An 11,884-nucleotide genomic window follows, 5' to 3' on the forward strand; every position below is an offset into this window, starting at 1 on the left:
GAGAGCGGTACAGTCCTGCCATGGCACGACGGGGTTCGTACGCGAAGGGCATCGCGAAGCGCGAGGAGATCCTCACGACGGCGCTCGACCTCGTCGCGTCGCAGGGCTTCCGTCGCACGAGCATCAAGGACATCGCCGATGCCGTCGGGCTGACGCAGGCCGGGTTGCTGCACTACTTCGACTCGAAGGACGAGCTCTGGGTCGAGATCCTGCGGCGCCGCGACGAGATCGACCTGCAGCACGACTGGCACGCCCCGGACCCGGCAGCGCTGCTCGCCGCGATCGTGCGGCACAACGCCGAGGTCCCCGGCCTCGTGCAGATGTTCGTCAACCTCTCCGCCGCGGCCGCGACCGACCCGGAGCACCCGGCGCACGAGTACTTCCGCGAGCGCTACGAGCGCAGCCGCCGCGACCTGTCCTCCGACTTCCGCGCCATGCAGGAGGACGGACGACTCCGCGTCGACGTCGACGTCGAGGAACTGACGAGCGTGCTGCTCGCGGTCTCGGACGGCATGCAGATCCAGTGGCTGTTCGACCCGACGCGGGACATGGCGCAGCACGTCGAGCTCGTCGCACGGCTCGCGATCGCCCAGGTCGCCCCCACCGCCTGACCCGGGCAACGGGGTACGGACAGGGCCTGGTCGGGTCAGGTCGCGCCGGGCAGGATGGAGCCAGCCCGCGAGGGCGACCCGACGACGATGTGGAGTGACGCGATGACGCGTGTAGTGGTGACCGGCGGCAGTGGGAAGCTCGGGCGAGCGGTGGTCCGCGACCTCGATGCGCACGGGTACGACGTGGTCCTGGTCGACCGCGTGCCCTTCCCCGACAAGCCCGAACGGGTGCAGTTCGTCCGCACCGACCTCACCGACCACGGCCAGGTGCTGAACGTCCTGCTCGGCGTCGACGACCGGTACGACCACGTCGACGCCGTGGTGCACCTCGCCGCGGTCCCCGCCCCGGGGCAGGTCCCCGACGTCGCGCTCATCACGAACAACGTGACGTCGTCGATCAACGTCTTCCACGCCGCTCGTGCCGCGAAGATCAAGAACCTGGTGTGGGCGTCGAGCGAGACCCTGCTCGGCATCCCGATGGGCGAGCACCACCCGCCGTACCTGCCCGTCGACGAGGAGTTCGCGGTGCGCCCGCAGTCGTCGTACTCGCTCGGCAAGGCGGTGGAGGAGGAGATGGCCCGCCACTTCACCCGCTGGGACCCGGAGCTGAAGATGATCGGTCTGCGGTTCTCGAACGTGATGGACGAGACCGACTACCCCGCGTTCCCGTGGGACGCCACCCCCGAGGCGAAGACGTTCAACCTCTGGTCGTACATCGACTCCCGCGACGGCGCCCAGGCCGTGCGCAAGGCCCTCGAGGCCGAGCTCACCGGCTTCGAGGCGTTCGTGATCGCGAGCCCGGACACCGTCATGGACACTCCGACGATCGAGCTCGTCGAGCGCTACGTGCCGGACATCGAGCGCCGCGCGGACATCGACGGCGTCAGCTCGCTGCTCTCGTCGGAGAAGGCCCGCGAGCTGCTGGGCTACGCCCCCGAGCACAGCTGGCGCGACCACCGCGCCTGATCGTCAGGCGGCCGGGACGAGCAGGCCGTCGAGCACCAGGTCGCGCGCCGCCGGCAGCAGGTCGGCGGCGAGCACCTGCTCGTCCACCCCGGTGATCTGCGCGAGGGCGCCGACGATCGCCGCCACCGACAGCTCCCCGTCGCAGGCCCCGACGAACGCGGCGAGCGCGGTGTCGGCGTCCACGCGGCGTCCGAGTCCGCCGCCCTGCACGAGCGTCATCACGGTCGGGTCGTCGTTGCCCGGCCAGTAGAAGCGCTCCTCGGTGACGTCGCCGGCGACCGCGAGGTGGGCGGCGGCGAGCGCGACGTCGTCGTGCGCGGCGAGCCACGCGGCCGCGTCGAGGACCCGCGCGACCGTCGCGCCGAGACCCGCGGGGTTGGAGCCGAGCGTCTCGGGGACGCGCTCGAAGCGGCGGAGGTGCGCCGCGCCTCTCCCCACGGGCTCGGCCGCCACGTCGCTCCGCAGGCTCCGCGACGCGTCGGAACCGGCCCGTGTGGGCCCCGGCCGGGGCTTCCGGACCACGACGTACCCGAAGCCGACGCCGGTCACCCGACGGTCCGCGAAGTCGTCGAGCCACGCGCCGACCAGCCGGTCGAACTCGGGCGTCCCGGGCTTCGTCCCGCCGTCCCGGATCCACGTCTCGGCGTAGGCGGTGGGGTCCTGCCGTTCCCGCTCGATGACCCAGGCGTCGAGCCCGAGCCCGTCGGTGTCGGCCCGCTCGAACCAGGACCGCACGCGGTCGAGGCCGTCCGTGCCCCAGTGGTACTCCCAGTTGCCGAGCAGCTGCGCGGTCCCGCCGGGTTCGAGGTGCTCGCCGAGTCCGGTGAGGACGGTCTCGACGAGGGCGTCGCCGACCATGCCGCCGTCGCGGTACTCGTAGGCGGGAACGCCCTCGCTGCGGGGCGTGATGACGAACGGCGGGTTCGAGACGATGCGGTCGAAGCGCTCCCCCGCGACCGGTTCGAACAGGGAGCCGAAGCGGAACTCGATGCCGTCGATGCCGTTGAGCTGTGCGTTGAACCGGGCGATGTCGAGGGCCCGGCGCGAGATGTCGGTGGCGACGACCTCGTCGGCGAAGCGTCGGGCGTGCATCGCCTGGATGCCGCAGCCAGTGCCGAGGTCGAGCACGCGACGGACGGGCACGGGGACCTGCAGGCCGGAGAGCGTCGTGGTGGCACCGCCGATGCCGAGGACGTGCTCCTCGCCGAGTGCCGTGCCGAGTGCGAGTTCGCCGAGGTCGGAGACGATCCACCAGCTGCCGGCGCCGAGGTCGTCGACGAAGGCGTAGGGGCGGAGGTCCACGGCGGGAGCGACGGAGCCGGCGTCGACGCGGACCAGACCGCTCGCTTCGACGGACTGCACGCCGGCGGACGGGAACGCGGCGTCCGCGTCGGCGCGGCGGACCGGGAGCCCGAGCACGAAGAGCGTCGCGAGGGTGCCGAGCGGCGTCGTGTCGCGGGCGGCGAGCGCCCGGAGCGCTGCGACGCGGGAACCGCGGTGGAGCGACGCGGCGGCCTCGGCGCCCCACAGGGCGTCGACCCGCTCGACCGTGAACCCGGCGTCGGTCAGGTCCTGGCGCAGCGCGTCGGTGACGGCGGCGTCGGCACCGATCGTCGGGAGCGTGTGCGGGGTCCGGGCGGACGCGGCGGAGGCGGCGGCGGCGTTCACGCGGCGCCCTCGACGAGGTCCGTGCGCATGAGGGCCGCGGGGACCTCCCACGCGAACACGAGGTCGAGGAGCCCGGGGAACCGCTGCTCGACGTCCTCGATGCGGACGCGGCTCGACCGGGTGAGCCCCTCCTGGTGCTGCTCGAGGAGTCCGGCCTCGCGCAGGACGCGGAAGTGGTGGGTCAGCGTGGACTTCGGCCGGTCGATGCCGACCCAGCCGCAGCTGCGGATGCCACCGGCGGCGTCGACGAGGTAGCGGTGCAGGATCGCGAGCCGGATCGGGTCGCTCAGGGCGTCCATCACGACCGGCAGGTCCATCTCGGCCACGGTCGGCTGCGGCAGGTGTTCGGGAGCATCCACGGTCGCGGGCATGGACGGGACGCTACCACCGTTCCGCTCGTAGTACGACTTGCGTCGTACAGCACGACTCGATACTGTACGACTCTCTTCGTACTGTCCCGCTCGCAACGGAAGGTGGCGCACATGGCGCAGTCAGCTCGCTCGGTCGCCGGGTTCTGGATCCTCGCGGCGATGCTCCTCGTGTCCGTCGCCTCGTCGGCGGTCCCCTCGCCGATCTACCCCGTGTACGCCGCGGAGTGGCACCTCACCCCGCTCATGCTCACCGGCGTGTTCGCCATCTACGTCGCGGGGCTGCTGGCCAGCCTGCTCGTCGCCGGGCGCCTGTCCGACCACGTCGGCCGCAAGCCCGTGCTCGTCGTCGGCGGCCTCGGCGTCGCGCTGTCCCTCGGGCTCTTCGCGGTCGCGGACGGTGTCGGCGCCCTGATCGTGGACCGCATCGTGCAGGGCGTCTCCGTCGGGCTGCTCATCGGCGCCCTCGGAGCGGCGCTCATCGACAACTCGCTCGAGCGCTTCCCCACCCTCGCCGGGGTGCTGAACGGTGTCATCCCGCCGATCGCCCTCGCGACCGGTGCGATGTCGAGCGGCGCCCTCGTGCAGTGGGGTCCCGCGCCGGAGCAACTCGTGTACCTGCTCTTCGGCGCGCTGCTCGTCCTCATGGTGATCGCACTCGTCGTCGTCCCCGAGCGGGTCACCCCGCGACCGGGTGCCCTCCGCTCCCTCGTCCCCCGGATCAGCGTGCCCCGGTCCTCGCGGCGGCTGTTCCGCAGCGTCGCCGGATCGCTCATCGCGAGCTGGGCCCTCGGCGGGATGTTCCTGTCGCTCGTCCCCTCGGCGCTCGGCGCGGTCTTCGGCATCACGAACCACTTCGCCGCCGGTGCCCTGATCGCCGTCGTCACCGGGGTCGGCGCGCTGACCGGTCTCGCGACGCAGCGGATGGACGCCCGTCGCGCAGTCCTGATCGGCCTGGTCGCCCTCGTGCTCGGACCGATCGTCACGGTGGCGTTCGTGATGGCGCACTCCCTGCCGGGCCTCGTCGTGGGCAGTGCGATCGCGGGCGTGGGCTTCGGCGCCGGGTTCCAGGCACCGCTGCGGATGCTGCTCGCCACCGCGGCACCGACGCACCGTGCGGGGCTGCTCTCCACGATCTACGTCGTGAGCTACCTGGCGTTCGGCGTGCCGGCCGTCGTCGGAGGGCTGCTCGAGCCGACCGTCGGGCTCGTGCCGGTCATCGCCGGGTACGGGGCGTTCATCGTCCTCGCCGCGGTCGTCGCCCTCGTGCTGCAGCTCGTGTCGCGGGACGCCGCCGCCGTCGAGGAGCAGGCCGCCGAGGTGCTCGAGCGCACCTGCACCGGCTCGGTCCGAAACGCGCTACCGAAGTGACACTCGGGCCGAAAATACCAACACGCTCATCCACTATCGTCGTTCCGCCATGAGCGACACACACGCTTTGATAGCTAGGTTCCAGAGTCTGCAACCGCTGATCAAGCGTAGCCCGCAAGACGTCAACCCTTCGGGGCCTCCAAGCCGTTCTGACCCAAATTGTTCATGAAACGCACGAACGATTTCATCATTGGATCAGAGAAGGCAGTCAAGTTGTGGATGCGTTGTCCGGAGATCGGACGATCGACATCCCGCAGGACCTTTCCGTACTGCTCCGTCTTCAACTCACGCAGAGGACCACTGAGCGTCGTCGATGGCACCTCTTCGCCTAGCGACTCGGATACTCCGCGTCGAATGTCATCCATCGTCGCGCAGTCACTCGGAATCATTGCCATCGCCATCAGCACCTGCTTCCGGTAACGTTTTGGCCCTGTCGTTTCAATGGCTCGCCAGTAGTACTCCGCAAGACGACCGCCATGTTCCTTCAGATACAGATCGACCGCAGCCTGGAGATCACCCGCCTCCACCTCATCCCGCCCATCCTGAATAACACTCTCTGCCGCGTCTAGACACAGAGATTGAATGATGGTTGGAGCCCCAGCAGCTGCTCCGACAACACGCTCGCGAAGCTCCGGAGTAATTTGGAGGCCGAGACGGGCAAAACCCTCGTCCACGATGTACCGCCCTTCCTCGAGCGTCATCAGATCGACCGACATTTCCTTCACATATCGATCAATTCCCGTGTCGAGGGCAACAAGGCGGCCGGCGTCCGTGCTAGTTCCGACCAGCACAAGCGTAAGGCCCTCGGGCTCCGCCCGCGTCGCCTTGATCCAGTCGACCAAGCTTTCCCTTAGCGCTGGAGAAGCCTTGTGCATCTCATCTAAGACAACTGTGAGGTCGGCCGCAGTAATGATCTGATTCATGCGGGTGTCAGTAGGCGACGTGACGATCAGTTGCGATGTGCTCGTTTCGGAGCCATTCATCTTAACATCAGCCTTCACAATTTTGAGGTCGATGCCGACACCAACGCCACCATCAGTCGACCGGACCTTCTGCACCTCCACTCGGTAGTCGAGGTGCTCCAAGATCGTCCGGAAGATGTCGTCGATTTCTAGATTGGCGACACTGGCGATGTAAACCAGCTCTGCGCGCTCATGTTCTGCGCGGAAGAATCTCTGCACTAGTGTGGTTTTCCCAACGCCGTACTCACCCCACACCACAGGGACTTGGTGTCGCTGCACATAGCGGCGAAGCGCCTGTTCCGCGGACGTTCGGTTCACGTAAACGTTCTGCGGGTTCAGCGGCGGGCTGCCTGGGGTGAAGACTTCATGCGGAGCTGGGTGAGATCGAGCCATTATCGAATGCTAGGGCATGGCGGTGATGCTCGAGGCAGACGGACGCGGCACACGACTCATCCGCTCCGCGCGGCTCAGTGCCCGGGCCGCGCCCGCTTCGCGCCGCGCCCGCGCACCCCGACCGTCCGGGCAGCACCGGTGTGCGCCGCGTCGACGTCCGCCTTGCCGCGGTCGGCGGCGTTCCGGAGCCACTGCGGCCCGTGCGCCTTCGCCCAGTCCCAGAAGCGGTGCAGCTGGGCACGGAGCCACGTGATGATCCGGTGGAAGAAGTGGAACTCGCTCGCGAGGATCGTCAGCCCGATGAAGACCACCAGCCATCCCGGCCCGGGCAGCGGCACGAGGATCAGCCCGATCACGACGACGAGCCCGCCGACGATCCCGACGAGCACCTTGTAGAAGAGGTGCAGGTGGGGACGCGCGTGGATCCAGGCGCGGACGTCGTGGAACCACTGGAACCGCCGGTGCGGCGTCTCGGCACGTTCGACCGCGTCGGTCCGGTCGTTCGGGTCGCCTTCCATGTGCCGCAATGTAGGGCGCGCGGCTGGGAAACCGCGGCGCGCGCGGTGGACGTGCGGTGCGTCCGTGACGGGAGGCGCGTGGCGGGGGCGACCCGCGCCTCCCGTCAGACGGTGTGGGCCAGGAGGCTCGTCACGCGTGCGCCACGCAGGTCGCGGCCCACGGGACGGCGGCGAGGCGCGCCTCCGGGATCGGTTCCCCACCGACCGCACAGCGGCCGTAGGTCCCGGCGTCGAGCCGCGCGAGCGCGGCGTCCACCAACCGGATCCGCTCGCGGGCGTCGTCCCGCACGGCGCCGAGCGAGCCGCGCTCCCAGGCGAGGGTCGCGCCCTCGGGGTCGTGCTCGTCGTCGGAGTTGGCGTCCTGCCGGGCGTCGCTGACGTCCCGCATGCTCCGCTCGACGTCCGCGAGGAGGCGCTCGTTGCGCGCCCGCTCCGCGACCAGTGCCTGGCGAGGGTCGTCCATGCCGGACACCGTAGTCGGCCCGGAATGGTCGTGCTGTCGGATGCGTTCGTATCGACATGACGAAGATCGGGTTCCTGTCGTTCGGACACTGGCGCGACGTGCCGGGGTCGAAGGTGCGCAGCGGTCGTGAGGCCCTGGTCCAGGCGATCGACCTCGCGGTCGCCGCCGAGGAGGCTGGCGTCGACGGCGCGTACTTCCGCGTCCACCACTTCGCGCCCCAGCAGGCGGCGCCCTTCCCGTTGCTCTCCGCGATCGCAGCGAAGACCAGCCGCATCGAGATCGGCACCGGCGTCATCGACATGCGCTACGAGAACCCGCTGTACATGGCAGAGGAGGCGGCCGCGACCGACCTCATCTCCGGTGGTCGACTGCAGCTCGGGGTCTCCCGGGGCTCACCCGAGACCGCCCTCGCCGGTTACCAGCAGTTCGGCTACGTGCCGGACGCGTCCGACGAGAACGGCGGGGACATGGCCCGCGCGCACACGTCGGTGTTCCGGCGGGCGATCGCCGGTGAACCGATGGCGAACGCGAACCCGCAGATGACCGGCTCGGTCGGGTCCCTGCCGATCTCGCCGCTCTCCGACTCGCTCGGCGACCGCATCTGGTGGGGCGCCGGCACCCGGGCGACCGCGGAGTGGACGGCCGAGCAGGGCATGAACCTCATGTCGTCGACCCTGCTGACCGAGGACACCGGTGTGCCGTTCGACGAGCTCCAGGCCGAGCAGATCGAACGCTTCCGTCGGGTCTGGGCCGAGTCCGGCTGGGAGCGGACCCCTCGGGTCTCGGTGTCCCGCAGCATCATCCCGATCATCGACGACGAGTCGCGGCACTACTTCGGTGTCCGGGCACAGGTCGAGGGCCAGGACCAGGTCGGGCACCTCGACGGCGGGCTTGCACGGTTCGGCCGGTCGTACATCGGGTCGCCGGAGGACCTGGTGGCCGAGCTCGCGGCGGACCAGGCCGTGCGGGCTGCCGACACCGTGCTCGTCACGGTGCCGAACCAGCTCGGCGTCGAGTTCAACGCCCGGCTGCTCGCCTCGGTGAAGGACGTCATGCGCGAGGTGGACGCGGCGCCCGTCCCGGCCTGACGGGCGGTCAGGCGACGGCGGTGGGGTCCGGGGCCGGCGGGGCCGGCGGGGTCGTCGCCGGTGCGGGCGCGGTCGTCGCCGGTGCGGGCGCGGTCGTCGCCGGTGCGGGCGCGGTCGTCGCCGGTGCGGGCGGGATCGTCGCCGGTGCGGGCGGGATCGTCACCGGTGCGGGCCAGACGAGCCGGAAGCGTTCGCACACGACCGGCATCCGCGGATCGAACCCGCGCGGGGCCTCCGAGTGCGCGCGCCAGTACGCCTCGTGCACCCGGCGCCAGTGCGCGAGCGTCCGGTCGCCCTCCCCCTCGGCCCGGGCGTGGTCCGCATCGACCTCGTCGAAGGGGACGATCCGGACGCTGGTCGTCTCGACGACCGCCCGCGGTGCCCCGGTGGAGTCCGTGACGATGCCGATGTCCCCGACCTCCGGCACGCGGTCCCCGGACGCCTCGTAGTCCCAGAACGACGACGCCGTCCCGTCCTTCACCCCGCGCAGCACGAGGTCGAGCAGATCGTCCGCCTGCGCCGGCGTCGCGCCGAACGTCCACGCCTCCGGCAGGGCCGTCGGCAACTCCGGTCGCTCGTCGCGCCGGTCACGCCAGAAGTCGTCGAGCGTCGAGGTCACCCGCTCGACGCTACTGCACGCGGGTGGTCCCCCTTCCTGCCGACACCCGGGCTGGGACTGTGGCCGCTTCCCGCACTCCCGTAGCGTCGACGTGCACCTTCCCACGCACCCCGAGGAGCACCCCGTGACGCTGCCGGCCGCCGGCTGGTTCCCCGATCCGCAGGACGTGAGCCGCCTGCGCTGGTGGGACGGGCGCGCCTGGGGAGCGGCGACACGGGTGCTCCCGAGCCGGACCGAGCCGATCGTCCCGGTGGTCGTCGCGCCCGTCGGACCGTCCTTCTCGGTGCAGCCGGCGGCGATCCGGACGCGTTCCTGGGCGTCCGGGGGCTCCGGCGTCCACCGGTTCAGTGCGTTCTCGACCCTGGCGGTGCTGCTCGCGGCGGCCTCCGTGGTGGTGAACCCCTGGGGAGCGAGCAGTGCGGCGGCGATCGTGGCGGGGCTGCTCGGCGTCGCGTGGCCGGGGGCGACCGGGGGCTGGCGGGTGCTGGCGCGCAGTGCTTCGGCGAGCGCCCTGGTCCTCGCGGTGGCGACGGCTGCCGTGGCGGCGTCGGCGCAGTTCCACCTGTTCTGACTTCGTGAGCAGGAACGGTCGGGTGCCCTCAGGCGACCCGACCGTTCCTGCTCACGAAGTACGCCGCGCCCGCGGGTGCGCCGTCTGGTACACGTCCCGCAGCATGTCCGCCGTCACCATCGTGTAGATCTGCGTCGTCGCCACGCTCGCGTGCCCGAGCAGCTCCTGCACGACCCGCACGTCCGCTCCCCCCTCGAGCAGGTGCGTCGCGAACGAGTGCCGGAACGTGTGCGGCGACACGTGCTCGGAGAGCTCCGCACGCTCCGCTGCCGCCTGGATCACGAGCCACGCACTCTGCCGTGAGAGCCGTGCACCCCGGGCGCCGAGGAACAGCGCCGGCGTCGACGCTCCCCGTGCCGCGAACACCGGCCGCGCCCGCACGAGGTACGCGTCGATCGCCGCCCGCGCGAAACTGCCGAGCGGCACCACCCGCTGCTTGTTGCCCTTGCCGGTGACCTTGACGACGGAGAGCCCGTCGTCGAGGTCTCCGGAGCCGTCGGACAGCGTCGTCACGTCGTCGACCGAGAGCCCGACGGCCTCCGAGATGCGCGCTCCCGTGGCGTAGAGGAGTTCGAGCAACGCCCGGTCCCGGAGCCCCACGAGGTCGTCGGCGGCACCGTCGGGCGACCCGGCGGACGCGGCCCCGAGCAACCGCTCCATGTCGTGCACGGAGATCGCCTTCGGCAGCCGCATCGGGGCCTTCGGCGGCCGCACGGACGCGCCGGGGTCGAGCTGGAGCCACCCCTCGCCGGCGGCGAACGCGGTGAACGACCGCACCGAGCTGAGCATGCGCGCCACCGACCTCGGCGCGAGCGGCCCGGACGGTCGGGTCGCGAGGTGCTCCACGAACCCCGCGAGGTCCGCGCGCGCGATCCTCCCGACGTCGTCGAGCACCGCCGGTCCCCCGGCTCGGTCGGCGCCGTCCGACTCCACGACCGGAGCGGTCTCGAGCCACGACCCGAACGTCAGCAGGTCCCGCCGGTAGGCCGACAGCGTGTGCTGCGAGAGCCCCCGCTCGATCGCGATGTGCCGCAGGTACGTCTCCGTGGCACGCTCGAACGGGATCACCCCACGAGGCTAGCGCCGCTCGGGGAGCGTCAGTGCAGCGACCCGTCCGGCTCCCCCACGCGGAACCCGGTGAAGGCGACGGTCAGTCCCGCGCGGGACGGTGCCGCGCAGAGCAGCCCCGCCGACACGTGGGCGTCGGGGTCGAGGTACGCCACCCGCACGAGCCGCGGCGGCTCGTCGTCCGCCCACGCCCGGATCGTCACGGCATCGCCGTCTCGGCTGGCCCGGACCGTGACGACCCGACCGGTCCACTCCGGCACGGGGGCCACCGACCAGTCCGACGCATCGCGCGTGACGACGGCCCCGACCTGGGGCGTCCCGTCGGCGAACTCGACGCCGGCCTTGATCCAGTTCCGCTCGTCGACCCGCAGGAACACCCCCGCCTGGTCGAACTGCTCCGTGTAGTCGAGCGCGAACGACACCTCGACCGAGAACGCCCCGTCGACCGGGCGGAGCAGCGCGTGCTCGGAGTCGTGCACGAAGCCGTACGAGGTGGTGCGCCAGGCGTCGCTGCCCTCGACGGCCGTCACCCGCAGGACGTCGCCGTCGAGCGTCGCCGCAACGGGCTCGTGCGTCCACCGCCCCTGGTCGAGCAGCGCCGCGAGGCTCATGCGGCACCCCGCTCGAGCGCGTCCACCGCGAGCACGGCCACGACGAGCCCGGAGTTGTGCAGCCGACCGTCGAGGATCGCCTCGACCAGCTCGGCCCGGGGCACCCACCGCTTCACGATGTCGGCCTCTTCGGCTTCGCGGTCGAACGCCGTCGCGGTCGCGCGCACCCCACGGGCGCGGTAGATCTGCAGGAACTCGTCGCTGCCGCCGGACGAGGTGTTGTAGGTGACGAGCGGCTCCCAGTCGTCGGCCTCGAGGTCGGCCTCCTCCGCCAGCTCGCGCTGCGCCGCGGTCAGGTGGTCCTCGCCCGCCATGTCGAGCAGCCCCGCCGGCAGCTCCCAGTCGCGCATCCGCACCGGGTGCCGGTACTGCTGGATGACGAGCACGCGGCCCTCGTCGTCCTCGGCGTAGACCGCGACTGCACCGGTGTGGTCGATGTACTCCCGGACCATCGTCTCATCGTGGTACGCGATGCTGTCGCGGCGCACGTCCCAGACGGCGCCCTCGTACACGACGGTGGACTCGGTGACCTCGAACGAGGCGGGTTCGTCAGCGATGGGTGCGTCAGTCACGCGACCATCCTGGCACTGGAGGCGCGGTGCCAGCT

The 11,884-nt window shown here is 71.1% G+C and carries 14 protein-coding genes; 5 read left to right on the forward strand and 9 right to left on the reverse strand.

What is annotated here, in order from left to right; translation table 11 throughout:
- Positions 1-20: 20 nt before the first annotated feature.
- Both BIV01_RS12555 and BIV01_RS12560 read left to right on the forward strand, forming a co-directional pair.
- Positions 21-611 carry a TetR/AcrR family transcriptional regulator gene (locus tag BIV01_RS12555; RefSeq protein ID WP_083414008.1) on the forward strand — a complete coding sequence of 197 codons (591 nt, stop codon included), beginning with the start codon at positions 21-23 and terminating at the stop codon, positions 609-611.
- Positions 612-713: 102 nt separating this feature from the next.
- The gene (locus BIV01_RS12560) at positions 714-1,577 is read left to right on the forward strand and encodes an NAD-dependent epimerase/dehydratase family protein (protein WP_070419385.1); all 864 of its coding nucleotides are present in this window, start codon (positions 714-716) and stop codon (positions 1,575-1,577) included.
- A 3-nt stretch (positions 1,578-1,580) separates the two neighbouring features.
- Here BIV01_RS12560 and BIV01_RS12565 read toward each other — a convergent pair whose 3' ends face one another.
- Together BIV01_RS12565 and BIV01_RS12570 are read right to left on the reverse strand one after the other, a co-directional pair.
- Positions 1,581-3,245, reverse strand: coding sequence for a DUF7059 domain-containing protein (locus tag BIV01_RS12565; RefSeq protein ID WP_083414009.1), 1,665 nt, complete (start codon positions 3,243-3,245; stop codon positions 1,581-1,583).
- Positions 3,242-3,616, reverse strand: coding sequence for an ArsR/SmtB family transcription factor (locus BIV01_RS12570; RefSeq protein ID WP_071295666.1), 375 nt, complete (start codon positions 3,614-3,616; stop codon positions 3,242-3,244). The genes BIV01_RS12565 and BIV01_RS12570 overlap by 4 nt, the downstream gene beginning before the upstream one ends.
- 111 nt (positions 3,617-3,727) lie before the next feature.
- Here BIV01_RS12570 and BIV01_RS12575 point away from each other — a divergent pair, with 111 nt between their 5' ends.
- Entirely contained in the window at positions 3,728-4,984 is a 1,257-nt protein-coding gene (locus tag BIV01_RS12575; RefSeq protein WP_071303058.1) for an MFS transporter, read from the forward strand.
- A 122-nt stretch (positions 4,985-5,106) separates the two neighbouring features.
- Here BIV01_RS12575 and BIV01_RS12580 read toward each other — a convergent pair whose 3' ends face one another.
- The 3 genes from BIV01_RS12580 to BIV01_RS12590 form a co-directional block, all read right to left on the reverse strand.
- Complete coding sequence (locus BIV01_RS12580) at positions 5,107-6,339, reverse strand: AAA family ATPase (RefSeq protein ID WP_083414010.1); 1,233 nt, start codon at positions 6,337-6,339, stop codon at positions 5,107-5,109.
- 74 nt (positions 6,340-6,413) lie between these two features.
- Positions 6,414-6,857, reverse strand: coding sequence for a TIGR02611 family protein (locus BIV01_RS12585; RefSeq protein ID WP_070417903.1), 444 nt, complete (start codon positions 6,855-6,857; stop codon positions 6,414-6,416).
- 130 nt (positions 6,858-6,987) lie between these two features.
- The gene (locus tag BIV01_RS12590) at positions 6,988-7,320 is read right to left on the reverse strand and encodes a TraR/DksA family transcriptional regulator (RefSeq protein ID WP_071295664.1); all 333 of its coding nucleotides are present in this window, start codon (positions 7,318-7,320) and stop codon (positions 6,988-6,990) included.
- A 56-nt stretch (positions 7,321-7,376) separates the two neighbouring features.
- Here BIV01_RS12590 and BIV01_RS12595 point away from each other — a divergent pair, with 56 nt between their 5' ends.
- Positions 7,377-8,408, forward strand: a complete 1,032-nt coding sequence (locus BIV01_RS12595) for an LLM class flavin-dependent oxidoreductase (RefSeq protein WP_267484136.1) — start codon at positions 7,377-7,379, stop codon at positions 8,406-8,408.
- A gap of 7 nt (positions 8,409-8,415) precedes the next feature.
- Here the strand turns inward: BIV01_RS12595 and BIV01_RS12600 are convergent, their stop codons facing one another.
- Positions 8,416-9,027 carry an ASCH domain-containing protein gene (locus tag BIV01_RS12600; RefSeq protein WP_083414011.1) on the reverse strand — a complete coding sequence of 204 codons (612 nt, stop codon included), beginning with the start codon at positions 9,025-9,027 and terminating at the stop codon, positions 8,416-8,418.
- 91 nt (positions 9,028-9,118) lie between these two features.
- Here BIV01_RS12600 and BIV01_RS19395 point away from each other — a divergent pair, with 91 nt between their 5' ends.
- The gene (locus BIV01_RS19395) at positions 9,119-9,598 is read left to right on the forward strand and encodes a DUF2510 domain-containing protein (RefSeq protein ID WP_139199340.1); all 480 of its coding nucleotides are present in this window, start codon (positions 9,119-9,121) and stop codon (positions 9,596-9,598) included.
- Positions 9,599-9,649: 51 nt separating this feature from the next.
- Here the strand turns inward: BIV01_RS19395 and BIV01_RS12610 are convergent, their stop codons facing one another.
- The 3 genes from BIV01_RS12610 to BIV01_RS12620 are packed head-to-tail and all read right to left on the reverse strand — an operon-like array spanning position 9,650 to position 11,849.
- Positions 9,650-10,663 (reverse strand): site-specific tyrosine recombinase XerD, encoded by a 1,014-nt coding sequence (locus BIV01_RS12610; RefSeq protein ID WP_071303079.1) that lies wholly within the window; start codon positions 10,661-10,663, stop codon positions 9,650-9,652.
- A 32-nt stretch (positions 10,664-10,695) separates the two neighbouring features.
- Entirely contained in the window at positions 10,696-11,277 is a 582-nt protein-coding gene (locus BIV01_RS12615; protein ID WP_071303061.1) for a DUF1349 domain-containing protein, read from the reverse strand.
- Positions 11,274-11,849, reverse strand: a complete 576-nt coding sequence (locus BIV01_RS12620; RefSeq protein ID WP_070417897.1) for an NUDIX domain-containing protein — start codon at positions 11,847-11,849, stop codon at positions 11,274-11,276. The genes BIV01_RS12615 and BIV01_RS12620 overlap by 4 nt, the downstream gene beginning before the upstream one ends.
- Between the last annotated feature and the right edge of the window lie 35 nt (positions 11,850-11,884).

Origin of the sequence: Curtobacterium sp. MCBA15_013 (genome assembly GCF_001865095.1) — a bacterium.
GTDB lineage: Bacteria > Actinomycetota > Actinomycetes > Actinomycetales > Microbacteriaceae > Curtobacterium.